This window comes from Stenotrophomonas nitritireducens, assembly GCF_001431425.1.
Taxonomy (GTDB): domain Bacteria; phylum Pseudomonadota; class Gammaproteobacteria; order Xanthomonadales; family Xanthomonadaceae; genus Stenotrophomonas; species Stenotrophomonas nitritireducens.
Genome location: NZ_LDJG01000018.1, coordinates 62,273 through 85,061, shown reverse-complemented (window position 1 = coordinate 85,061; position 22,789 = coordinate 62,273). Strand labels below are relative to the sequence as shown.

The 22,789-nt window shown below is 68.3% G+C and carries 18 protein-coding genes and 1 tRNA gene; 4 read left to right on the top strand and 15 right to left on the bottom strand.

Annotation, left to right across the window (positions count from 1 at the left end):
• Positions 1-123 precede the first annotated feature (123 nt).
• From cyoD to ABB22_RS12450, 5 genes are all read right to left on the bottom strand, one after another.
• Positions 124-465, bottom strand: coding sequence for a cytochrome o ubiquinol oxidase subunit IV (cyoD, locus tag ABB22_RS12470; RefSeq protein WP_055768240.1), 342 nt, complete (start codon positions 463-465; stop codon positions 124-126).
• Positions 465-1,097 carry a cytochrome o ubiquinol oxidase subunit III gene (cyoC, locus tag ABB22_RS12465; RefSeq protein ID WP_055768235.1) on the bottom strand — a complete coding sequence of 211 codons (633 nt, stop codon included), beginning with the start codon at positions 1,095-1,097 and terminating at the stop codon, positions 465-467. The genes cyoD and cyoC overlap by 1 nt, the downstream gene beginning before the upstream one ends.
• Positions 1,094-3,094 (bottom strand): cytochrome o ubiquinol oxidase subunit I, encoded by a 2,001-nt coding sequence (gene cyoB, locus ABB22_RS12460; RefSeq protein ID WP_055768231.1) that lies wholly within the window; start codon positions 3,092-3,094, stop codon positions 1,094-1,096. Before cyoB ends, cyoC begins: the two co-directional genes overlap by 4 nt.
• Before the next feature lie 2 nt (positions 3,095-3,096).
• Positions 3,097-4,128 (bottom strand): ubiquinol oxidase subunit II, encoded by a 1,032-nt coding sequence (cyoA, locus tag ABB22_RS12455; RefSeq protein WP_055768229.1) that lies wholly within the window; start codon positions 4,126-4,128, stop codon positions 3,097-3,099.
• A 282-nt stretch (positions 4,129-4,410) separates the two neighbouring features.
• Positions 4,411-7,317 (bottom strand): autotransporter outer membrane beta-barrel domain-containing protein, encoded by a 2,907-nt coding sequence (locus ABB22_RS12450; protein ID WP_055768227.1) that lies wholly within the window; start codon positions 7,315-7,317, stop codon positions 4,411-4,413.
• Between the two features lie 262 nt (positions 7,318-7,579).
• Between ABB22_RS12450 and ABB22_RS18770 the strand changes: the two genes are divergently transcribed.
• From ABB22_RS18770 to ABB22_RS12435, 3 genes are read left to right on the top strand one after another with little or no spacing between them, the layout of a single operon-like run.
• Positions 7,580-8,101 (top strand): RNA polymerase sigma factor, encoded by a 522-nt coding sequence (locus tag ABB22_RS18770; RefSeq protein WP_425477803.1) that lies wholly within the window; start codon positions 7,580-7,582, stop codon positions 8,099-8,101.
• The gene (locus ABB22_RS12440) at positions 8,101-9,075 is read left to right on the top strand and encodes a FecR family protein (protein WP_055768221.1); all 975 of its coding nucleotides are present in this window, start codon (positions 8,101-8,103) and stop codon (positions 9,073-9,075) included. Before ABB22_RS18770 ends, ABB22_RS12440 begins: the two co-directional genes overlap by 1 nt.
• A gap of 8 nt (positions 9,076-9,083) precedes the next feature.
• A complete protein-coding gene (locus tag ABB22_RS12435) occupies positions 9,084-11,837 on the top strand; it encodes a TonB-dependent receptor (RefSeq protein WP_055768217.1) in 2,754 nt (917 codons plus the stop codon).
• 60 nt (positions 11,838-11,897) lie between these two features.
• Here the strand turns inward: ABB22_RS12435 and ABB22_RS12430 are convergent.
• The 6 genes from ABB22_RS12430 to murJ all read right to left on the bottom strand — a co-directional run bounded on the left by ABB22_RS12430 (position 11,898) and on the right by murJ (position 19,071).
• Positions 11,898-11,973 (bottom strand) — tRNA-Thr (locus tag ABB22_RS12430).
• A gap of 36 nt (positions 11,974-12,009) precedes the next feature.
• Positions 12,010-12,960 (bottom strand): 4-hydroxy-3-methylbut-2-enyl diphosphate reductase, encoded by a 951-nt coding sequence (gene ispH / locus ABB22_RS12425; RefSeq protein ID WP_055768215.1) that lies wholly within the window; start codon positions 12,958-12,960, stop codon positions 12,010-12,012.
• A 60-nt stretch (positions 12,961-13,020) separates the two neighbouring features.
• On the bottom strand, positions 13,021-13,539 hold the full coding sequence (gene lspA / locus ABB22_RS12420; RefSeq protein ID WP_055768212.1) for a signal peptidase II: 519 nt from the start codon (positions 13,537-13,539) through the stop codon (positions 13,021-13,023).
• Between the two features lie 82 nt (positions 13,540-13,621).
• Positions 13,622-16,453: an isoleucine--tRNA ligase gene (gene ileS, locus ABB22_RS12415; protein ID WP_055768209.1), complete on the bottom strand. Its 2,832-nt coding sequence runs from the start codon at positions 16,451-16,453 to the stop codon at positions 13,622-13,624.
• Positions 16,450-17,397, bottom strand: a complete 948-nt coding sequence (locus ABB22_RS12410) for a bifunctional riboflavin kinase/FAD synthetase (RefSeq protein ID WP_055768207.1) — start codon at positions 17,395-17,397, stop codon at positions 16,450-16,452. The genes ileS and ABB22_RS12410 overlap by 4 nt, the downstream gene beginning before the upstream one ends.
• An 81-nt stretch (positions 17,398-17,478) precedes the next feature.
• Positions 17,479-19,071 carry a murein biosynthesis integral membrane protein MurJ gene (gene murJ, locus ABB22_RS12405; RefSeq protein ID WP_055768205.1) on the bottom strand — a complete coding sequence of 531 codons (1,593 nt, stop codon included), beginning with the start codon at positions 19,069-19,071 and terminating at the stop codon, positions 17,479-17,481.
• Between the two features lie 115 nt (positions 19,072-19,186).
• Here murJ and rpsT point away from each other — a divergent pair, with 115 nt between their 5' ends.
• The gene (gene rpsT, locus ABB22_RS12400; RefSeq protein ID WP_005408560.1) at positions 19,187-19,456 is read left to right on the top strand and encodes a 30S ribosomal protein S20; all 270 of its coding nucleotides are present in this window, start codon (positions 19,187-19,189) and stop codon (positions 19,454-19,456) included.
• A 448-nt stretch (positions 19,457-19,904) separates the two neighbouring features.
• Here the strand turns inward: rpsT and obgE are convergent, their stop codons facing one another.
• The 4 genes from obgE to rplU form a co-directional block, all read right to left on the bottom strand.
• On the bottom strand, positions 19,905-20,960 hold the full coding sequence (gene obgE / locus ABB22_RS12395) for a GTPase ObgE (RefSeq protein WP_055768201.1): 1,056 nt from the start codon (positions 20,958-20,960) through the stop codon (positions 19,905-19,907).
• Positions 20,947-21,753, bottom strand: coding sequence for a hypothetical protein (locus tag ABB22_RS12390; protein WP_152984162.1), 807 nt, complete (start codon positions 21,751-21,753; stop codon positions 20,947-20,949). The genes obgE and ABB22_RS12390 overlap by 14 nt, the downstream gene beginning before the upstream one ends.
• A gap of 128 nt (positions 21,754-21,881) precedes the next feature.
• The gene (gene rpmA, locus ABB22_RS12385; protein WP_055768195.1) at positions 21,882-22,142 is read right to left on the bottom strand and encodes a 50S ribosomal protein L27; all 261 of its coding nucleotides are present in this window, start codon (positions 22,140-22,142) and stop codon (positions 21,882-21,884) included.
• An 18-nt stretch (positions 22,143-22,160) separates the two neighbouring features.
• On the bottom strand, positions 22,161-22,469 hold the full coding sequence (gene rplU / locus ABB22_RS12380; RefSeq protein ID WP_055768192.1) for a 50S ribosomal protein L21: 309 nt from the start codon (positions 22,467-22,469) through the stop codon (positions 22,161-22,163).
• Positions 22,470-22,789: the final 320 nt, after the last annotated feature.

Sequence of the window (22,789 nt, the reverse complement as noted above, 5' to 3'; positions counted from 1 at the left end):
AGAACCCCGCCGACCTGTAGAGCGGGGCAGCGCCCCGCTGGGGCATCACCGGCCAACCACGGATCGCCACCACAAAAAAACCGCCCCGAAGGGCGGCTTTTTCGATAACGGCGTCGTCCGACGTCAGTGCATCATGTGGTAGTTCATGTTCCACATGACCCACAGCGTGCCGGCGACGATGATGCCGATCACCACCACGGTGAACAGGCCGGCATTGACGTTCCAGCGTGCCGCCGAGGAACGGTCCAGGTGCAGGAAGAACACCAGGTGGACCAGCAGCTGCAGCAGGCCGGCGACCAGGATCACCATCGCGGTGGCGAAGGTCGAGGACAGGCCGCCGCTCATCACCACCCAGAACGGGATGATGGTCAGGATGGCCGCCAGCACGAAGCCGATCAGGTAGGACTTGACGCTGCCGTGGCTCTCGCCGCCGGCACCGTGGGCGTGGTTGTCATGGGCGGACATCAGAGGGCTCCCGACAGGTAGACGACAGAGAACACGCCGATCCAGACCAGATCCAGGAAGTGCCAGAACAGGCTCAGGCACGCCATGCGGGTCTTGTTGGTCTGGGTCAGGCCGTTGCGCTTGAGCTGGATGAACATCACCAGCAGCCACAGCAGGCCGGCGCTCACGTGCAGGCCGTGGGTGCCGACCAGGGCGAAGAACGCCGACAGGAAGGCGCTGTGGTCGGGGCCGAAGCCCTCGTGCACGAGGTGGTTGAACTCCCAGATCTCCATGACCATGAAGCCGGCGCCCAGCAGCCAGGTGACGGCCAGCCAGCCGAACATCAGGCCGACCTTCTTCTGGTGCATGGCGATCATGCCCAGGCCGAAGGTCAGCGAGGACACCAGCAGCAGCGCGGTTTCGCCGGCCACGAACTTCAGGTCGAACAGTTCCTTCGCCCCCGGACCGCCGTTGGTGCCGCCGGACAGCACCACGTAGGTGACGAACAGCGTGGCGAAGATGAGCAGATCGCTCATCAGGTACACCCAGAAGCCGAAGACGGTGCTCTCGCCGGCGTCGTGGTGGTGCTCGTGGTCATGGTCCGCCGCCTGCGCGGCGTGGCCATGGTTCAACGCGTGGGCGGTCGTGCTCATGCCTTCACCTCGGTCTTCACCAGCCCCTGGGCTTCCAGGTGGCGGCGGTGTTCGTTTTCGATGCGTTCCACTTCAGCGGCCGGCACCCAGTAGTCCACGTCAGTGTCGAAGGTGCGGTAGATGAAGGTGCCGATCATGCCGACCAGGCCGATGATCGCCAGCCACCAGATGTGCCAGATCATCGCGAAGCCGAACACCAGGCTGAAGGCGCCGATCACCACGCCGGTGCCGGTGTTGCGCGGCATGTGGATGTCGCTGTACCTGGCCGGCTTCGGCCAGGCCTCACCGCGCTGCTTGCGCTCCCAGAAATCGTCCAGCTCCTCGCCCTTGGGCAGGGTGGCGAAGTTGTAGAACTGCACCGGCGAAGCGGTTTCCCACTCCAGCGTGCGCGCATCCCACGGGTCGCCGGTCAGGTCCACGTTCTTCTTGCGGTCGCGGATGGACACGATGATCTGGACGATCTGGCACAGGATGCCCGCGCCGATGATGAAGGCGCCGATCATGGCCACGACGAAGTACGGCTGGTAGTCAGCGTTCGGGTAGCTCTGCAGGCGGCGGGTGACGCCCATGAAGCCCAGCACGTACAGCGGCATGAAGGCCACGTAGAAGCCGATGAACCAGCACCAGAACGCACGCTTGCCCCAGGTCTCGTCCAGCTTGAAGCCGAACATCTTCGGGAACCAGTAGGTGATGCCGGCGAACATGCCGAACACCACGCCGCCGATGATGACGTTGTGGAAATGCGCGATCAGGAACAGCGAGTTGTGCAGCACGAAGTCGATGGCCGGGATCGCCAGCATCACGCCGGTCATGCCGCCGATGACGAAGGTGATCATGAAGCCGATCGTCCACAGCACCGGCGAGGTGAAGTGCACGCGGCCGCGGTACATCGTGAACAGCCAGTTGAAGATCTTCACGCCGGTCGGGATCGAGATGATCATCGTCGTGATGCCGAAGAAGGCATTGACGTTGGCGCCCGAGCCCATGGTGAAGAAGTGGTGCAGCCACACCAGGAAGGACAGCACGCCGATGCAGGCCGTCGCGTACACCATGCCCTTGTAGCCGAACAGGGTCTTGCGCGAGAAGGTGGCGATGACCTCGGAGAACACGCCGAACGCCGGCAGCACCAGGATGTAGACCTCCGGGTGGCCCCAGATCCAGATCAGGTTGATGTACAGCATGGCGTTGCCGCCGGCGTCGTTGGTGAAGAAGTGCATGCCCAGGTAGCGGTCCAGGGTCAGCAGCACCAGGGTGATGGTCAGCACCGGGAAGGCGGCGATGATCAGCACGTTGGTCACCAGCGCGGTCCAGCTGAACACCGGCATGTGCATCAGCTTCATGCCCGGGGTGCGCATCTTGAGGATGGTGATGAAGAAGTTGATGCCGCTCAGCGTGGTGCCCAGGCCGGAGACCTGCAGGCCCCAGATGTAGTAATCCACGCCGACGCCGGGACTGTATTCCTTGCCCGACAGGGGCGGGAACGCCAGCCAGCCGGTCTGCGCGAATTCACCCACGCCCAGCGAGATCATCACCAGACCCGCGCCGGACACGAACAGCCAGAAGCTGAGCGAGTTCAGGAACGGGAAGGCGACGTCGCGCGCGCCGATCTGCAGCGGCACGACCAGGTTCATCAGGCCGGTGATCAGCGGCATCGCCACGAAGAAGATCATGATCACGCCGTGGGCGGTGAAGATCTGGTCGTAGTGATGGGGTGGCAGGTAGCCTTCGGCGCCGCCAGCGGCGACGGCCTGCTGCAGACGCATCATGACCGCGTCGGCGAAACCGCGCAGCATCATCACGAAGGCGACGATCAGGTACATCGCGCCGATCTTCTTGTGGTCCACCGACGTGAACCATTCATTCCACAGGTAGCCCCACAGCCTGGCCCGGGTGATCAGGCCCAGGACCAGCAGGCCGATCAGCCCGGCCGCGCCGAGCGTGATCATGATGATCGGCTCGTGGTACGGGACCGCTTCGATAGTCAGTTTGCCCAGCATTGTCATTCTCCCGAGGCGCCGTGCCCGGCATGGGCGGCGTGCTCGTCAGCGTTGTGTCCGGCATCGCCGGCAGCGTCCGGCTGGCTGTCGCCGGCATCGTGGCCTTCATGGCCCTCGTGCGCGGCGGCATCCTGCGGCGCGGCCGCATGGTCGTGCTTCTTCATGCCGAAGTGGTGGTTCTCACCCATGTGGCGGGCAAGGATCCAGTCGAACAGCCCGGCTTCGGTGCGCCCGTAATAGGTCACCGGATACCAGTCGTGGTTCTTCTCGGCGCCCAGGTCGGTGAACGCGGCCTTGTCCAGCACCTTGTCGCCGGCGCGGACCTTGTCCAGCCAGGCGCGGTACTGTTCATCGCTCACCGCGTGCGCGGTGAAATGCATCTTGTTGAAGCCGGCGCCGCTGTAGTGCGAAGCCATGCCCTCGAACTCGCCGGCCTCGTTGGCGACCAGGTGCAGCTTGGTCTCCATGCCCGCCATCGAATAGACCATGCTGCCCAGGCGCGGGATGAAGAACGCGCTCATCACCGTGTCGGAGGTGATCTTCAGGTTCAGCGGCGCATCGACCGGGAAGGTCAGCTCGTTGACCACGGCCACGTTCTCTTCCGGATAGACGAACAGCCACTTCCAGTCCATCGAGATCGCCTCGACCACGACCGGCGCGTGCTCCGATTCGATCGGCCGATAGGGATCCAGCGCATGCGACGAGCGCCAGGTCAGCACCGCCAGCACCAGCACGATCATGCACGGGATCGACCACACCACCACTTCGATGGCGGTGGAGTGCGACCACTTCGGCTCGTAGCGGGCCTTGGTGTTGGAAGCGCGGTACTTCCACGCGAACACCAGGGTCATCACGATCACGGGGACGACGACCAGCAGCATCAGCACCGTGGCGGTGATCAGCAGGGTCTTCTCGTCGTGGCCGATCTGGCCCTTGGGGTTCAGGATGGCCGCGTCGCAGCCCGCCAACAGCGCGGACAAGGCAAGCAGCAGGCCCGGACGCAGGCTGCGTCCAAGTGATTTCAACGGAATCATCGGTCGATCCAATTGCGAGGGGGGGCCTTGTCCGGCACTCCCTTGCACGCTTGCGCGAAACGACCACCCGATGGATTGCCCAAGGGGGAAAACGTATACGGGACTGCCGGATTCAGCCCGGCAATTCTAGGCTTCGCCCATCACTTTAGAAAGGCATTGACAATGATCCAGCGCAGCTGGAGCCCGGTTCAGCATGCGACATGTTGTCGCACCCGCGCGCAGCGCCGCGTTTCCACTGCCTCCCGGTGACCGGCGCCGGCCACCGGGAGGGCTTTCCATGGATCAGAAACGGTAGCCCAGACCCAGCATCACGCCGTTCACGGTCTGGCCGTCGCGACGTTCGCCGACGTAGTCGAGCATCACCGACAGGCGCTCGCTGGCGCGGCTGCTGACGCCCAGGTTCCACGACAGCAGCTGCTCGCCGAGTTCCTGGCTGGCCGTGCCGAAGGTCAGGTCCGGCGCCGCGGCGAAGGCCGTGGTGAAGCGCGCCTGGGTGTCGCGCAGTTCCTTCTGCCACAGCACCCGCGCGTGCGGGGTGATGCGCTCGCCATTGCGGCCGTCGAAGGTCTTGAACAGCTGCAGGCCGGCGCCCACGCGCAGGCTCTCCAGGCTGCCGCTGCGGCCGGCCAGCGCGCCGGCGCCCTTGCCCTCGTCGAAGCGGGCATTGGACAGGCGGGCGTAGTCGACCACCGGCAACAACGGCTGCAGCACCGCGCCACCGGCAGTGGTGAACGAGAAGCCGTGCTCCAGCCGTGCCGACACCGCGTTGCTGTCGTACTTGGCGCGCAGCGGGGCCTGCAGGCCTTCGATGCCGGCAATGCTGCGGCGGGTGTCGTGGCGCAGGTCGGTGTAGCGCACCGAAGCGGCCACGTAGCCCTTCGCATGGGCCGCCTCCAGATAGCCACCGATGTCCAGCGCACGGACATCGCCGTGGAAATCAACGCCGTCGCGCGCTCTGGCCGACATGTCGGCCGCGGCCACGCTCACGCCCAGCGCCACCTTGTCGTCGGCCACGCGGGTGTCGGCGCCGACCACGATGCCGCCGATGTTCTGGCTCATCCCGGCGACGCTGCCCTGTGCATCGATCCGTCCCTGGCTGCCGAAACCGCGCCCCCAGATGCCGACGCCGCGGCGGCTGTCGCCGCCCTGCATGCCGCCCTCGCCTTCGCCATTGGCGGCCGGCTCGACCAGGTGCATGGCCAGCTGGCTGAACAGGCTGCCATTGCCCATGCCCGGCTGCGCCGAGGCCGCCTGCGCCGCCTGTGCGGCCAGGCCATCGGCGTCGCCGCCGTTGCTGCGCAGGTCGAACTGGTGGTGCTGGATGACGCTGCCGATGCCGCCGACCAGCGCGGCGTCGGCCAGCTGCAGCGTGGCGTGCGCGTCGCCGCGCAGCGCGCCGGCCTGCTGCCGGATCACGTCGCGATCGGCGAACTGCAGCGCGCCCAGCAGCGGTTTCATGCCGGCACGCCCGCCATTGGCGGCAGCGGCCAGCGCGCGGCCCAGGCCATCGCCGGACTGCGCGTTGGCGAACAGCCCGGTCTGCTCGAAGCCGGTGTTGGCGGTCAGCCACAGGCCGTCGGCGGTCTGGTGCACGTTGAAACTGAGCAGGGAGTTGTTGCGCGGACGGAACACCTCGCCGTCGGCGATGCTGGCGCTGTAGCCGGCATCGCCCAGGCGGGCGACCTGCTGGAAGCCCTGGTAGGCGCCGGCCATGTAGATCGGCCCGTCGATCAGTTCGCGCACGTAGTCGGCGCCGTAGAAGCCTTCGGCGACGTTCAGCGCCAGCTGCGCGCCCGGGGCCACGACCAGCGCACCCTCGTTCATGCCGCCATCGTAGAAATCGCCGATGCGCAGGCGGCCGGCCGCCGCGCCGCCGGCCTCGGTCACGTCGAAGGCGACCAGCGAGCCGGGCTGGATGTTGACGTAGCCATGGGTGGTGAGATCGCCGCCGCGCGGCATCAGCAGGCCGTTGATGACCACGCGGCTGAAGCCGTCCTCGCGCCACGAGGGGCCGGTGGCGTCGAGCAGCGCGTCGGAATCCATCGTCGCCGAGCCGATGTCGCCATGGCCGATCAGCGCGCCGTCGCGCTGGACGCGCAGCTCGGTGGTGCGCAGGGCGCCGCCTTCCAGGGCGATGGCGCCGCTGTCCACGCGCATCAGGTCGGCGCCGGTGGTCGCCGCGGTCCGCCAGATCGCACCGTTGCCGATGCTGATGACGCCGGCGGAGTTGGCCAGGGCCGAGACGTCCAGCTCGTCCAGGCGCAGCTTGGACCGAAGCATCGCCTGGATGCCCGGGTCGCTCAGGTAGTCCTGGATCGAGAACTGGCCGATGCCGTTGGGGCCGTTCTGCGCCAGGTTGTAGATGGTGACGGCGAGGTTGATGTAGGTGGTGCCATAGTCGTCGTCGTTCCAGCGCGCGAAGTCGTCGTCCACCAGCGCCTGCAGCAGCCTGCCGGTACGCAGGTAGCCGGGGTTGATGTCGCCGGTCACGTTGGACGTCACCCGCAGGGTATCGCCCGGGTTGTTGTAGTCGGCCGAGGTCATGATGTTGTTGTTGAACATGTCCTGGCCCGGGAAGGTCTGGCTCTTGCGGCCGGTACCGTCCGGATCGAAGCTGACCGAATCGCCGCTGGTGCGCGACGGGTCGGTGAAGACCAGCAGGCCATTGGGCTGGGTGACCTGGAACAGCGCCTTGTACAGAAGTTCCTCGTCCATCCCGCCGCCGTAGTTGCCGGTGTAGATGCCGAACATGCGCGGCGACGGCCCGTAGGTCACGCGGCCGCCGGAGCTGGCGGCGTGGATCTGCACGGAGTCGGCTTCGGTCGGCAGGTCGCCGGCCATGTAACGCTCGACGCCGCCGGACTGCATGATCGAGCAGGAGGAAATGCAGTGGCCGGAAACGATCGTGTTCAGGCCGGCCGTGCGGATCACCGCCTGCAGCCATTCGCCGCTGATCAGCGCGCCGCCGTTGGAGGTGCGCAGCACCACTTCGCGGAACGGCCTGCCCTCAGCCTCGGCCTTGGCCAGCATCGCCGGCAACGCCACGATGTCCGCCAGGGTGACGTCGCCGCTCAGGAAGATGCGGTCGCCGTTGACGTGGACCGTCATCGCGCTCGCGTCCCCGGCCATGCCGAAAGCGGCGGTGGCCAGCAGTCCGGACAGCGCCATACTCAATACCGATCGTTTCATTCGCACTTCTCTCTCCATGGTGGCAGCGGGGAATCCCGCCCATCCCGCGCCTGCGGGACCAAGGCAGAACGCCCCGGGGCGCCCATCCCCCCCAGTCCACCCGCCCTCTGGAAATGAATGGATTCATCCGCGCATCCACCTGCCCGGAGGGTGCTTCCCGTCGACGCCGTGCTGCGTACACTCTCCTGCACCCCTCCCCTCGCCACGGATTCCCCGACTGTCCGCCTTTCCTGCCCCGGTCGATGGCGCGACACCCGCCACCATCGACGATGCCTTCGTCCTGTTCCTGCGCGAACAGCGCGGTCCGCTGCGCGCCTTCCTGCGCGCGCGCGGCGCCAGCGAGGAGGACGCCGAGGACATCGTGCAGGACTGCATGGAACGGCTGATCCGCTACCGGGAGCATCCGCACGGGGAATTGAAGCTGCTGCTGTACCGGATCGCGCGCAACCGCCTGGCCGATCGCGGCCGTTCCGCGCACGCCGCGCCGCACCTGCCCCTGGCCGAGCACGACCTGCCGAGCGAGGCGCCCTTCTCCACGCCCGGGCCGCTGCGCCAGGCCGAATCGGGACAGATGCTCAACGCCCTGCGCCAGGCGCTGCTGAAACTGCCCGAGCGCTGCCGCGAGGTCTATCTGCTCAACCGCATCACCGGCATGAGTTACAGCCAGATCGCCCGGCATCGCGGCATCACCGCCAAGACCGTGGAAAAGCATGTCGCGCGCGCCCTGCAGGGGTTGCGCCAGGAACTGGGCGTGGACGCCTTCAACATGGGCGGGGAGGAGTGATGGAGCGCGATGCGCCGACCCGCGACGCACTGTTCGCCCGGGCTTCGGCCTGGGTGGCACGGCTGGACGCCGCCGACTGCACCCGCGCCGAGCGCGAGGCCTTCGAGGACTGGCTCGCCGCCGACCCGGCGCGCGTGCGCGCCTGGGCCGACGCCGAGCGACTGCACGCGCGCGCGGCGGCGCTGCGCGACGACCCATGGCTGCGCGCCGGCGCGCGCCGCGTGGTGCGGCGCCCGCTGTACCGGCGGCCGTTGTTCGGCCTGGCCGCGGCGGCGGCGCTCTGCCTGGCGGTGGGAACCGGATGGGCGCTGGTCACCGATGGCAATCCCGCTGCGCATACCTACGTGAACAGTGGCTTCGCCCCGCAACGCCAGGTTCTCGACGACGGCAGCGTCGCGGTGCTCGACGCCCGCACCACCCTGACCGCGCGGTTCGGCTGGCGCCGGCGCGGCATCGAACTGCAGCATGGCCGCATGCAGCTGCAGGTGGCGCCGTCGCGGCGCGCGATGCGGGTGGAGGCCGGCAACAGCACGCTGCGCGATATCGGCACCACCTTCCAGGTCGAACGGCTGGAAGACGGGCAGGTCGACATCGCGCTGCTCGACGGCGCGCTGGAAATCGACAGCCGCGGTACGCAGGGCATGCGGCGCGCCCTGCAGCCCGGGCAACGACTGCGGGTACTGCCATCGGGCCGGATCGAGCCTGCACAACCGCTGTCGCCGCCGCAGGCCGAGGCCTGGCTGCAGGGCCGGCTGCTGTTCGACGCCACGCCGCTGCCGGTCGCGATCGCACGGATGAACCGTTACACCGCCACGCCGCTGGTCATCGGCGATCCCGCGCTGGCGCCGCTGGCCGTGAGCGGCACGTTCGCCGCTGGCGACCAGGCCGCGCTGCTGTCCGCGCTGGAGCTGGGCTGGTCGGTCACCGCCCATGCGCGGGCCGACGGCACGCTCGAACTGCGCGGCACGCGCTGAACGCCGGGATGGAGGCGTTGATCCGCCGCCTGCGCCGCAGCGCGCTGTGCCTGGCGTTGATGGCCGCGATGCCGGCGATGGCCGCCGCCGATGCGGGCGGCCCGGTGGACTACCAGGTCGCGCGCGGACCGCTGGTGCAGGCCCTGCGCGAGTGGTCGCGGCAAGGCGACACCCCGCTGCTGTTCGACGCGCGCGAACTGGCCGGACTGGACAGCGCCGGGCTCCGCGGCACGCTGCCGCCCCAGGCCGCGCTGGAAAAGCTGCTGCGCGGGCTGCCGGTGAAACTCGCAAGCTCGCCAGCCGGGATATTCACGGTGCGGCGTATCGAAGCGCCCAGGCCTCCAGCGCCCCCTGCCGCCGTCCCGCCTGCGCGCGTGCCGCAACCGGCGACGGCGCCGGAGGTCGAGCTGGCCCCGGTGCATGTCACCGGCAGCCGCCTGCCCCGCACCTCGCTGCAGACCACCATGGTGGTGGATGTCATCGAACGCGAGGACATCCGGCGCAGCGGCTACGGCTCGCTGTTCGATCTGCTGCGCCACCTGCCCGGCATGAACGGGCGGCCACCGGTGGATGCCTCGCGCGACGGCGATTCGCCCTATCTTCCCGGCGGCGCCGCCGCGGCCACCAGCCTGGACGGGATGGGCCCGCGCGCCACCCTGTTCCTGGTCAATGGCCGGCGCCTGCCGCGCTATCCCATGGTGTCGCTGCAGCAGGGCGCCCTCACCGACCTGGGCGGCATCCCGCTGAGCTTCGTCGAACGCATCGAACTGGTGCGCGGTGGCGCCTCGGCCATCTACGGCGCCGATGCCATGGCCGGCGTGGTCAACATCGTGCTGCGCGACCAGGCCGACGGCCCCGAAGCCATGCTGCAGACCGGCATCAGCAACCAGGGCGACGGCGCCCAGTACCGGATGCAGGCCGCTACCGGCCACAGCGGAGAAGGCGACGACTGGTTCCTCGGCATCGACCTGCAGCAGGCCGACCATGTCGCCGGCGATCGCCGCGACTGGCACCGGGAGCGGCAGCGCTATCCGATCGGACTGCTGACCCGCGATGGTTATTACCTGCCCGCCTACCTGTGTCCCTCCGGCATGCGCGAGGACAGCGGCTGCTGGTACGACAGCTCGCGCCCGCGCTCGCTGCAACCGGCCTCCGCCACCGCCGCGATGTACACGCACTGGCGGCACGATGCGGGCAACGGCCTGCATGCCTATGCCGAACTGCGCGCCAGCCACGCCCGCCAGCGCTACGAACTGGGGCCGACGGCGGCGGCCCTGCGCCTGGCGGGCGGCGACCTGATCAACCATGTATTCCAGGAAGGCGGCATCGTGCGCCCCACGGTCCGCAGCCTCGAACTGGACCTGGCGGCCGGCCTCAGCCGCGACGGCGGCTGGGACGCCGGGCTGAGCCGGCAACGCAGCGAAACCACGCTGTCGACCGAAGGCGCCGTGCGTACCTCGCGGCTGCTCGACGCCGTGGCCGACGGCTATTTCCCGGGATTCACGCCGCTGGACCCGGCGCTGCGCGCGCAGTTGTTCCCCCGCACCCGCAACCGCGGCCGCACCGACCAGTGGCTGGCATGGTGGGGCCTGCGCCGCGACCTCGGCCAGCTGCCCGGCGGCGCGGCGCAGCTGGCCGGTGGCATCGACCTGCGGCACGAAACCTGGACTTCGCGTCCCGACCGCCTGCTGGAGGACGGCGAACTGGCGCTGGGCCTGCCCACCGGGCGCCGCCGCCTTTCCCGCCAGAGCAGCGCCGCCTACGCCGAACTGGGCCTGCCACTGGCCGCGCCGCTGCGCCTGGACCTGGCCGCCCGCCTGGACCACGACGCCGGCGAACTGTCGTTTTCGCCCCGCGCCGGCCTGCGCTGGAACCCTTCGCCCGCCTGGTCGCTGCTGCTGTCCGGCGGCCGCGGCTACCGCGCGCCCAGCCTGTTCGAACGCCGGCGCCCGCCGGGTTATTTTGCCACCGAGGCCCTGCCCTGGTCGCCCGGCCTCCCGGCCTGCGCGCACACGGCGGACAATGTCTGCCTGGTGGACGTGCAGGTCATCGAGAACACCGGGGTGAAAGCCGAGACTTCGCGCAACCAATCCCTGGGCGCCATCTGGAATCCGCGCCCCGACCTGACCCTCTCGCTCACCCATAACCGCGTCGAGCTGCGCAACGAGATCCTGGCCCTGCGCCCGGCCGATGCCGGCTGGAACGCGGATACCTGGCTGCTGGACGAACACGGCCGGCTGCAGTCGCTGCGCCTGTACTTCGACAACATCGGCCAGACGGTCTCACGCAACTGGGTACTGCACGGCGACTACGTGCGCGCCGTGCCCGCCGGCCAATGGCGATTCTCGCTCGACGCCATCCACCAGCAGGCGCTGCGCCGCCGGGAGCGCGCCAGCGGCCGCTGGATCGACCTGCTCGGCCATGCCACGCCCGGCATGGCAGGCACCGCGGCGCTGCAATGGCAGGGAACGCACTGGGGAAGCGCGCTGCATGCGCGCTACGCCGGCAGTACCCGCGCCTGGCAGCCGGGCGCCGCCTGCCCTTCCACGCAACGCGGCGACGGCAAGTGCGGCAATCCGACGCAGCTGCGCTGGAACCTGCACCTGGATCGCCGGATCGGCGCGCGGATGACCGCGGCGCTGGACATCCTCAACCTGCTGGATACGAAACCGGTGAATTACCTGCCGGGCAACGGCGGCCTCTCCACGGGGCAGGACGACCCGCTGGGACGCTATTTCCAGCTCACCCTGCAGTTCCACTGAAAACGCGCGCATGCGGCAAAAGAAAAGGCCAGACGCGGGCGTCTGGCCTTTCTTCGAAGCTGGTGCCGGAAATAGGAATCGAACCTACGACCTACGCATTACGAATGCGCCGCTCTACCAACTGAGCTATTCCGGCGGAGCCGCGGATTCTAGAGGTTCGCCGCCCCCGTGGTCAATCGACCAGGCGCAGGCGCAATTCCTTGGGCAGCGCGAACACCATCGACTCCGGTTCGCCGGCCAGTTCGGCGATGCTGCCGGCACCGAGGTCGCGCAGGCGCTCAATCACGCCGTCGACCAGCACCTGCGGCGCGGAAGCGCCCGCGGTCAGACCCACGCGGCGCTTGCCCGCCACCCACTGCGGGTCGATCTCGTGCGCGCCGTCGATCAGGTAGGACTCCACGCCCTCGCGGCGGGCCAGTTCGGCCAGGCGGTTGGAGTTGGAGCTGTTAGGCGAACCGACCACCAGCACCAGGTCGCACTGCTGCGCCAGTTCGCGCACCGCATCCTGGCGGTTCTGCGTGGCATAGCAGATGTCGTCGTTCTTCGGCCCCTGGATGGCGGGGAATTTCGTCCTCAATGCGGCGATCACGCTGCGGGTGTCGTCCACCGACAGCGTGGTCTGGGTGGTGTAGGCGAGGTTTTCCGGCTGGCCGACCACCAGCGCGGCGACATCGTCCTCGTCCTCGACCAGATAGATCGCACCGGCGCCGGCTTCGCTGCGCCACTGCCCCATCGTGCCCTCGACCTCGGGATGGCCCTCATGGCCGATCAGCACCACGTCGCGGCCCGCGCGGCAGTGCCGCGCGACCTCGAAATGCACCTTGGTCACCAGCGGGCAGGTCGCGTCGAACACCTTGAGCCCGCGCCGCCCCGCCTCGTCGCGTACCGCCTGCGAGACGCCATGGGCGCTGAAGATCACCGTGTTGCCATCGGGCACTTCGTCCAGTTCCTCGACGAAGATCGCGCCGCGCTGCTTCAGGTCGTCGACCACGAAACGGTTGTGCACGACTTCGTGGCGCACGTAGATCGGCGCGCCCAGCGTCTCGATCGCGCGCTTGACGATCTCGATGGCGCGATCGACGCCGGCGCAGAAACCACGGGGATTGGCGAGCAGTACGTCCATGCGGGGGATTCTAAAGGCGGAAACGGGAAAAGAGCGGAACGAAAGCGGAACCGCGCTGCGTCATTTCCCCTTCCCCGCTCCCGGCGCGTGCTTGTTTCCATCGAACAGGCCCGACAGGGCGATGCCGATGGCGCCGGCCACGATCGCCGAATCGGCCACGTTGAACGACGGCCAGTAATGGTCGCCGACGTACCACTGGATGAAATCCACGACATGGCCATGGAGCTGCCGGTCGATGACGTTGCCGATGGCGCCGCCGATCACCAGCGCATACGGCAGCGCGCTGCGCCAGTTGCCGCGCGCGGTGCGCGACAGCCAGAACGCCATCAAGCCGCTGATGGCCACCGCCAGCGCGGTGAAGAACCAGAGCTGCCAGCCGCCGGCATCGCTGAGGAAGCTGAACGCCGCGCCGGTGTTGTAGGTGCGGTACCAGTTCCAGAAGCCGTCGATCACCGGCACCGGCGTGAACTCGGGCAGGCTGGCCAGCACCCAGGCCTTGCTCCACTGGTCCAGGCCGATCACCGCGGCCGAGAGCAGCAGCCAGATCAGGGCATTGGGTTTGACCGTGTTTGTCTGCATGTCTCGGGGCTTGTGGGTTGCGGACGATGGGACGCGGCATGTTGCCGCCGGTCCCGTGTATGGAAAGCCAACCGCCGCCGGTTCAGAACCAGCGACGGTCCTCGCCGACACCTTCGATGTTGCTGACGCAGCGGCCGCACAGCTCCGGATGGCCGGCATCGCTGCCGACGTCGGCGCGGTAGTGCCAGCAGCGCACGCATTTGGCCTTGCCGGTGGGCTGCGCACTGACGAACACCTCGTCGGTGGTCGCCGGGCGCACGCTCACGTCGCCGCTGATGAACAGGAAACGCAGCTCATCGGCCAGCGGCTGCCAGTGCGCCGCCTGCTCCTCGTTCGCGGCCACGGTGATCTCCGCCTCCAGCGCGGCGCCGATGGCACCGTTGGCGCGCATCGGTTCCAGCACTTTCGCCACCTGCTCGCGCAGGGCCAGCAGCTGCTCGAAATCGGCGGCGCCGAGCTGCGCATCCGCCGGCAGCGGCGCCAGGCCGTCGTACCAGGTGGCGAACAGCACGTTGTCGGCACGCGCGCCCGGCAGGTAGCCCCACAGTTCGTCGGCGGTGAAGGTCAGGATCGGCGCGACCCAGCGCACGAACGCCTCGGCGATGCGGTACATCGCGCTCTGCGCCGAGCGGCGGCCGCGCGAGTCTTCCGGCATCGTGTACAGGCGGTCCTTGGTCACATCCAGGTACAGCGAGCCCAGGTCGACGCTGCAGAAATTCAGCAGCAGCTGCACGATCTCGGCCATGTTGTAGCTGGCGTACGCGGCCTTGATCTTCTCCTGCAGCTCGAAGGCGCGGTGCACGACCCAGCGATCCAGCGCGACCATGTCGTCCAGCGGGCGCAGGTGCCGGTCGGGATCGAAACCGTCCAGGTTGCCGAGCAGGAAGCGCGCGGTGTTGCGCAGGCGCCGGTAGGCGTCGGCGTTGCGCTTGAGGATCTCCTGCGACAGCGACATCTCGTTGCTGTAGTCGGCCGAGGCGATCCACAGGCGCAGGATGTCCGCGCCCAGCGTGCGCATGATTTCCTGCGGCTCGATGCCGTTGCCCAGCGACTTGGACATCTTGCGGCCGTGCTCGTCCACGGTGAAGCCGTGGGTCAGGCACTGCTTGTACGGGGCGGCCTTGTCGATCGCCACGCCGGTCAGCAGCGAGGACTGGAACCAGCCGCGGTGCTGGTCGGAGCCTTCCAGGTACAGGTCGGCCGGCTTGCCGAAGCCGCGCGCCAGCAGCACGCCCTCGTGGGTGACGCCGGAGTCGAACCAGACGTCGAGGATGTCGGTGACCTTTTCGTACTGCGCGGCTTCATCGCCGAGCAGTTCGCTGGCGTCCAGCGAATACCAGACATCGATACCGCCCTGCTCCACGCGGTCGGCCACCTGCTGCATCAGTTCGACGCTGCGCGGGTGCGGCTCGCCGGTTTCGCGATGGGTGAACAAGGCAATCGGCACGCCCCAGGTGCGCTGGCGGCTGATGCACCAGTCCGGGCGGCCATCGACCATGCTGGCGATCCGCGCCTTGCCCCACGCCGGGAACCAGCCGACGTTGTCGATGGCACTCATTGCGTCGGCGCGCAGGCCGGCCTTGTCCATCGAAATGAACCACTGCGGGGTGGCGCGGAACACCACCGGCGTCTTGTGGCGCCAGCAATGCGGGTAGCTGTGCTGGATTTCGGCGAAGGCCAGCAGCGAGCCGTTGCCGCGCAGCACCTCGACGATCAGCGGCTGCGCCTTCCACAGGTGCAGGCCTGCCAGCTCGACATCGCCGGCCGGCGGCGTCGAAGGCAGATACACGCCGCGGCCATCGACCGGGTTGATCTGGCCGGCGTTGTACTTGTCCATCACCCCGTACTGCTGGCTGACCGCGAAGTCTTCCTGGCCGTGACCGGGCGCGGTATGCACCGCACCGGTACCGTCGGCATCGGACACGTGCTCGCCATTGAGCAGCGGCAGGTCGCGGTTGGCGTAGAACGGATGCGCCAGCAGCTGGTTCTCCAGCGCCGAACCCTTGGCGTGGCCGTGCACGATCATTTCGGCCACGCCGTAGCGGGCCAGCGAACGCTCGGCCAGCGCCGAGGCCAGCACCAGCCAACGCGGCTGGCCGTCGTGGGCCGGGCCTTCGACCAGCGCGTAGTCGATGTCCGCGCCCAGCGACACCGCCAGCGAGGCCGGCAACGTCCACGGCGTGGTGGTCCAGATCGGCACCGCCACTTCCACGCCAGCCGGCAGATCGACGCCGAAGCTGGCGGCCAGCGCCCTGGAATCGCGCGCGGCGTAGGCCACGTCGATGGCCGGCGACGTCTTGTCCTGGTATTCGATCTCGGCCTCGGCCAGTGCCGAGCCACAGTCGAAGCACCAGTGCACCGGCTTGGCGCCGCGCACCAGGTGGCCGTTGGCGACGATCTTGGCCAGCGCGCGGATTTCGTTGGCCTCGAAGTCGAAGCTCAGCGTCTTGTACGGGTTCTCCCAGTCGCCGATCACGCCCAGGCGCTTGAAGTCGGCGCGCTGCAGGTTGATCTGCTCCTCGGCGTACTCGCGGCACTTCTGGCGGAACTGCTCGGCATCGAGCTTGACCCCGACCTTGCCCCACTTCTTCTCGACCGCGATCTCGATCGGCAGGCCATGGCAATCCCAGCCCGGCACGTAGGGCGCATCGAAGCCGTCGAGGTAACGCGACTTGACGATGATGTCCTTGAGGATCTTGTTGACCGCATGGCCCAGGTGGATCTGGCCGTTGGCATACGGCGGGCCGTCGTGCAGCACGAACAACGGGCGGCCCTTCGCGTTCTCGCGCAGCTGCGCGTAGATGCCCTGCTCTTCCCAACGCGCCAGGATGCCCGGCTCGCGCTTGGGCAGGTCGCCGCGCATCGGGAATTCCGTCGCCGGCAGATGAAGGGTGGCTTTGTAGTCCTGGCTCACGCGGTGGCTCGCAGTCGTTGTTCGTTGAGGATATGACGGGCTTGCCGCGCGTCGTGGTGCATCTGCTCGGTCAGCGCCGGCAGGTCGTTGAACTTCTCTTCGTCGCGCAGCTTGGCGACGAATTCGACTTCGATGTGGCGCCCGTACAGGTCGCCGTGGAAATCGAACAGGTGCGCTTCCAGCAGCGGCTCCACGCCCTGTACGGTCGGACGCGTGCCGAAGCTCGACACCGACGGCCACGGTCGCTCGAAGACACCATGTACCCAGGTGGCATAGATACCTGAAAGTGCGGGCGTCCGCGGGAAACGCAAGTTGGCGGTGGGGAAGCCCAGCGTGCGCCCGAGCTGCTGCCCGCGCACCACGCGCCCACCGATCGCATATGGCCGGCCCAGCAGGTCGGCGGCATGGCCGAATTCGCCGGCCACCAGCAGCTCGCGGATGCGGGTGCTGGAAATGCGCTCGCCGTTCAGGTGCACCGGCGCGATCTCGCCGGCGGCGAAGCCCAGTTCGGCGCCCATCGCCTGCAGCAGGGCCAGGTCGCCGCCGCGGCGGTTGCCGAAGTGGAACTTCGGGCCGATCCACACCTCGCGCGCGCCCAGCCGGCGCACCAGCATGTCGCGCACGAAATCCTCGGCGGTGATGGCCGCCATCTTCGCGTCGAAGCGCAGCAGGCCGACGCTGTCGACGCCAAGCCCGCGCAGCGCGGCCACCTTGTCGCGGGCCAGCATCAGTCGCGGCGGCGGGGTGTCGCGGGCGAAGAACTCGCGCGGCAGCGGCTCGAACGCCAGCGCCACCGCGGGCACGCCGAGCGCGCGCGCGCGCTCGACCGCGTGCTGCACCAGCGCCCGATGGCCCCTGTGCAGGCCGTCGAAAGCACCGATGCAGACCACGCTTCCCTGCGGGAACAGCACCCCGCCTTCGACGTTTCTAAACAGCCTGCTCATTCAACCCGGATCCGGCCCTCGCAGGCCGGTGCTTCGTCATGTGTAGCCGGGAAGTATAGCGGCGGCGCAGGCATGCCCGCCTCACTGCCCGCGCAGGTCGCGCGGGCGGAAGCCCATGGCCACCATCGCCAGCAGGTAAGTCAGCCCGCCGCCGCCGACCAGCAGGGTCAGGCAGCCGATGCGCTGCCATTTGTCCAGGCCGGTGAAGCCCGGCAGCCAGTGCAGCAGCGCCAGCAGTACCGCGCTCATGGCCACGCAGGCCACCACCAGCCGCAGGACATAGCCGCCCCAGCCGGGACGACGCCGGTAGACCCCGGTCTTGCCCAGCCAGTACCAGAGCAGTCCGAGGTTCAGGTAACTGGACAGCGCGCTGGCGATGCCCAGCGCCAGGTGCAGGCCCGGCTGCCGGGACAGGGCGGCCATCACCCCCTCGGCCTTCAGCGCCTCGGGCACCATCACCTGGTACAGCACCGCAAGCAGGGCGAAGTTGAACACCATGTTGGCGACCAGCGCGACCAGGCCCGCGCGCACCGGCGTCTTCGTGTCCTGGCGCGAATAGAAGGCCGGCAGCACCACTTTCAGCAGGGCGAACGCCGGCAGGCCGAAGCTCAGGCCGTAAACCGACAGGGCGGTCATCCGGGTGTCGAAGGACGTGAATTCCCGGTACTGGAACAGGGTCGCGATCAGCGGCTGGGCCAGCAGCAGCAGGCCGAGCATGGCCGGCACCGCGATCAGCAGGGTCATGCGCAACCCCCAGTCCAGCGCGTTGGAGAAGCCCTCGCCGTCGGTCTTGACGTGATGGCGGGCCAGCGCGGGCAGGATCACCGTGCCCAGCGCCACGCCGAACACCCCCAACGGCAGCTCCAGGAAGCGGTCGGCCAGCGACAGCCAGGACTGCGAGCCGTCGCTGAGCCGGGCCGCGATCACCGTATCCAGCATCAGGTTGATCTGCGCCACCGACGAGCCGAACAGGGTCGGCACCATCAGGGTCAGCACCCTGCGCACGTCGGGATGGTTCCAGCCCCAGCGCGGCAGGGTCAGCAGGTCGATGCCCTTCAGCGATGGCAGCTGGAACAGCAGCTGCAGCACGCCGGCGGCCAACACCGCCCAGCCCAGCGCCAGGATCGGCACCTCCAGCCGCGGCGCCAGCCACAGTGCGCCGGCGATCATGCACAGGTTGAGGATCACCGGCGTCAGCGCCGGCATCGCGAAACGCTGGAAGCTGTTCAGCGCCCCGCCCGCCAGCGCGGTCAGCGAAACGAACAGCAGGAACGGGAAGGTCAGCCGCAGCAGGTCCACCAGCAGGCCGTACTTGGCCGGGTCGGCCGCGTCGGCATCGGCGAACAGCCAGGCGATCTGCGGCGTGAAGATCAGGCCCAGCGCAGTCAGCACCAGCAGGACACCGCCCAGTGTGCCGGACACCCGCGCCATCAGTTCGCGCAGGTCGGCATGCGGCCGGGTCTCCTTCACCTCGGTGAACACCGGAACGAAAGCGGTGGCGAACGAGCCCTCGGCGAACAGGCGGCGCAGGAAATTGGGGACGCGGAACGCCACCCAGAACGCATCGGTCGTGGCGTTGGCGCCGAACGTGATGGAGATCGCCTGGTCCCGCACCAGTCCAAGCACCCGCGAGACCATCGTCATGCTGCTGAACGACAGCAGCCCCCGCAACATGCGCGGTGAACTCACCCACGGCCCCCTTGACAACTTGACTTGACGTTCATTCGTCCGACCATCATACTTGCGTGCTTGCTGTTCCCACCATACCGATTTTCAGGAAACCACCACCGTGGCCAATATCAAGTCCGCCAAGAAGCGCGCCAAGCAGACCGTCGTGCGCAACGCGCGCAACGTGGCTCAGCGCTCGATGCTGCGCACCGCTGTCAAGAAAGTGATCAAGGCGCTGGACGCCAACGATGCCGCTGGCGCAGAAGCCGCCTTCGCCGTTGCTCAGCCGATTCTGGATCGCTTCAGCGCGCGTGGCCTGATCCACAAGAACAAGGCTGCCCGTCACAAGAGCCGCCTGAACGACCGCATCAAGGCCCTCAAGGCCGCCTGATCCGGGCGATCATCGGCAGCCACAGGCTGCCGACCCGAAAAACCCGGCCCCGCGCCGGGTTTTTTGTTGCCAGCCTCCCTGGCGGCAGCACCCCCGCAGACCATCGACAAGCGACGTCAAGCACCGCTCCCGGCGGTTTTTTTGTTGCCTCCTCCGGCACCAGCCCACTCACCCGCAAGGCGGCGCAATGCCCCACTGGAGCCTTGCCGGCAAAACCCCGCCGGGCGATGCCCGGCGCCACGGAACCCCAGCAATCCGCACCCTGTAGAGCGGGGCAACGCCCCGCTGAAGCCTTCCCGGCAAAGCCCCGCCGGACGATGCCCGGCGCTACAGAGACCCAACCCCTCGCCGCGGCCCAAAGCCGCACCCGGGAACGCCGCCAGCCCCGGCAGAAACGAAAAACCCGGCCTCGGCCGGGTTTTTCATGCAGGCCGATCCGCAGGCGACCTCAGCCCTGCGCCTCGCGCTCCTCGGCCTCGAGCAGCTTCTGCTGGTCGAAGAAGGCCATGATGTCCTTCATGATCGGCCAGGTGCCCTCGCGACCCAGCGCCGAGACCAGGTACCAGGGGCCGGTCCAGCCCAGCTCCTTGACCACCTGCTCGGCCGCGGCCCGCGCCTCGTCCTCGAACATCAGGTCGGCCTTGTTCAGCACCAGCCAGCGCGGCTTTTCCAGCAGCTCCGGATCGTGCTTGCCCAGCTCGCGCTCGATGGCGCGCACCTGCTCGATCGGGGAAACGCCTTCCACGCCCCCCTCCATCGGCGAGATGTCCACCAGGTGCAGCAGCAGGCGGGTGCGCTGCAGGTGACGCAGGAACTGCGCCCCCAGGCCGGCGCCGTCGGCCGCACCCTCGATCAGGCCGGGAATGTCGGCGATCACAAAGCTGCGGTAGTTCTCCACCTTCACCACGCCCAGGTTCGGGTACAGGGTAGTGAACGGGTAATCGGCCACCTTCGGCGTCGCCGCCGAGACGGCGCGGATCAGGGTGCTCTTGCCGGCATTGGGGAAGCCAAGCAGGCCGACGTCGGCCAGCAGCTTCAGCTCCAGCTTGAGCAGACGCTCCTCGCCCTCCTCGCCCGGCAGTGCCTGGCGCGGCGCGCGGTTGGTGGAGCTCTTGAAGTGCATGTTGCCCAGGCCGCCCTTGCCGCCCTTGGCTACCAGCAGGCGGTCGCCATGGCGGGTCAGGTCGCCGATCACCTCGTCGGTGTCGACGTTGATGACCACGGTGCCGACCGGCACGGTGATGGTCAGGTCCTCGCCGCCCTTGCCGTAGGCCTGCCGGCCCATGCCGTTCTCGCCGCGCTGCGCCTTGAAGATGCGCTCGTGGCGGAAGTCGACCAGGGTGTTCAGGTTTTCGTCGGCGCGCAGCCAGACGCTGCCACCGTCGCCGCCATCGCCGCCGTCGGGACCGCCGAGCGGAATGAACTTCTCGCGGCGGAAGCCGACGCAGCCATTGCCGCCATTGCCGGCGATTACAGAGATTTCGGCTTCATCAACGAGTTTCATCTTGGTATCGCAAGGTTCTCAAAATCACTTCGGCCCGCAGCACCGGCGCATCCTGCGCCGCGCCGGCGGCGCGGTACAGGCGCACGATGCGGCGGGGGTTGCCCTGCCCGTCGGGCAGGAAATACTGGTTGGAGACGCGGTATTCCGCGCCATCCAGCAACTCCGCGTCGTCCACTGGACGCCCCTGCGCGTCGCGCGCCATGACCTGGCGGCGCTTGCGGACGGCGGCGCCATCGGGCGCGACGCTGGTCGATTCTTCCAGCTCGACCCAGTGGGATGGACCCAGGGTCAAGCTTCTTTCAAAGTCCTCGCGGCCTTCGGCGCCGGGACGCCGGCCTTTATAGCTCAGGATGCGCGTGGCGCCAGCATAGCGGACCGTGCCCTCGCCCATCGGCCAGTCCGGCTGCCCGCTGCCTCGCGGCGCCTGCATCCAGATCCGCACCGTGGCCGGCGGCGTGCGCCCGCCCTCACCGTATGCCATGTGGACTTCCCAGCCGCGGCTGTCGTCCCAGCTGAAAACCGAGGTGCGCAACCAGCCATCGGCATCGAAATCGCCGCGGACACTGCTGCGCTCGACGCCTTCGGCGGCAGGCTCCGGCTGCCAGCCCGCCGGATCTGCCAGCAGGGCAGGCAACTGCGGCGAACCCGGCGGAAGCGTCAGGGTATCGGCCTGCAACGATGCCAACGGCCCGGCCACCGTCAGGGTGGCGCGGTCGCTGGGAATATCGGCGGCGCATCCCGTGCAGGCCAGCAGGCCGGACAGCAGGGCCACGCCCCAACAACGCTTCACCATCCCTGACTCCTGCCCAGCCGCGCCCCATAACGGGCGCGCGGATCACCTGGAAACGACAAGCCCCGCCGAAGCGGGGCTCTCGTCGGCGGCGCCCACACCGCGGCATGGGCGCCTGCGCGTGCGGGAGATCAGACTTCCGCGACGACGCTGACGGTGCGGCGCTTGTTGGCGCCCTTCACCGAGAACTCGACCTTGCCGTCGACCAGCGCGAACAGCGTGTGGTCACGACCCAGGCCGACGCCGGCGCCCGGATGGAACTGGGTGCCGCGCTGGCGCACGATGATGTTGCCGGCTTCGATGGCCTGGCCACCGAAGATCTTGACGCCCAGGTATTTCGGGTTGGAATCGCGGCCGTTGCGCGAGGAGCCTACGCCCTTTTTATGTGCCATGACGGATTCTCCTTGGGATTAGCCGGCGATGCCGGTGATTTCGATTTCGGTGTAGTACTGGCGATGGCCCTGGCGCTTCATGTGGTGCTTGCGCCGGCGGAACTTGATGATCTTCACCTTCTCGGCGCGGCCGTGGGCCACGACCTTGGCGGTCACCGAAGCGCCCTTCAGGGCATCGCCGATCTTGATGCCGTCGGCGTCGCCGAGCATCAGGACGGTGTCGAACTTGATTTCGCTGCCGGCTTCGGCTTCGAGTTTCTCGACGCGGAGGGTTTCACCCTGCGCGACGCGGTACTGCTTGCCGCCAGTTACCAGGACTGCATACATGGGATGTCTCTTCTGTAGTTATTCTTGGGATCTACCCACCATCGAGGGCGGACAGAAGCGGGATTTTACTGGCAGGCCATCCCCCGGGTCAAGTCGCCCCAGGACCGGGAAACCGGGCCTGGAGAGCGGCAGGACGGCCGTTTTCCACGGCGAAGCCGCCCGGACGGGGCGCATGCGGATGTGCATCATGAACAATGGCCCGCACCGCGGCCGCGGACCGGCATGCGCACTGGCAATTCCGGCAATTGCCCCCAAATCGCAAGCTCGCTAGGCTGATCGACTGCCGTCAGCTGCACTCCCCTGCCCCCTCCGCGTCCGGC

Bases quoted from the DNA above. Each gene is read 5' to 3' on its own strand.
- ispH (WP_055768215.1), bottom strand. From the start codon at position 12,960: ATGGACGTACTGCTCGCCAATCCCCGTGGTTTCTGCGCCGGCGTCGAT.
- ABB22_RS12410 (WP_055768207.1), bottom strand. From the start codon at position 17,397: ATGAGCAGGCTGTTTAGAAACGTCGAAGGCGGGGTGCTGTTCCCGCAG.
- obgE (WP_055768201.1), bottom strand. From the start codon at position 20,960: ATGAAACTCGTTGATGAAGCCGAAATCTCTGTAATCGCCGGCAATGGC.
- murJ (WP_055768205.1), bottom strand. From the start codon at position 19,071: ATGTTGCGGGGGCTGCTGTCGTTCAGCAGCATGACGATGGTCTCGCGG.
- lspA (WP_055768212.1), bottom strand. From the start codon at position 13,539: ATGCAGACAAACACGGTCAAACCCAATGCCCTGATCTGGCTGCTGCTC.
- cyoD (WP_055768240.1), bottom strand. From the start codon at position 465: ATGTCCGCCCATGACAACCACGCCCACGGTGCCGGCGGCGAGAGCCAC.
- cyoA (WP_055768229.1), bottom strand. From the start codon at position 4,128: ATGATTCCGTTGAAATCACTTGGACGCAGCCTGCGTCCGGGCCTGCTG.
- ABB22_RS12440 (WP_055768221.1), top strand. From the start codon at position 8,101: ATGGAGCGCGATGCGCCGACCCGCGACGCACTGTTCGCCCGGGCTTCG.
- ABB22_RS12450 (WP_055768227.1), bottom strand. From the start codon at position 7,317: ATGAAACGATCGGTATTGAGTATGGCGCTGTCCGGACTGCTGGCCACC.
- ABB22_RS12435 (WP_055768217.1), top strand. From the start codon at position 9,084: ATGGAGGCGTTGATCCGCCGCCTGCGCCGCAGCGCGCTGTGCCTGGCG.
- cyoB (WP_055768231.1), bottom strand. From the start codon at position 3,094: ATGCTGGGCAAACTGACTATCGAAGCGGTCCCGTACCACGAGCCGATC.
- cyoC (WP_055768235.1), bottom strand. From the start codon at position 1,097: ATGAGCACGACCGCCCACGCGTTGAACCATGGCCACGCCGCGCAGGCG.
- rpmA (WP_055768195.1), bottom strand. From the start codon at position 22,142: ATGGCACATAAAAAGGGCGTAGGCTCCTCGCGCAACGGCCGCGATTCC.
- rplU (WP_055768192.1), bottom strand. From the start codon at position 22,469: ATGTATGCAGTCCTGGTAACTGGCGGCAAGCAGTACCGCGTCGCGCAG.
- ABB22_RS12390 (WP_152984162.1), bottom strand. From the start codon at position 21,753: ATGGTGAAGCGTTGTTGGGGCGTGGCCCTGCTGTCCGGCCTGCTGGCC.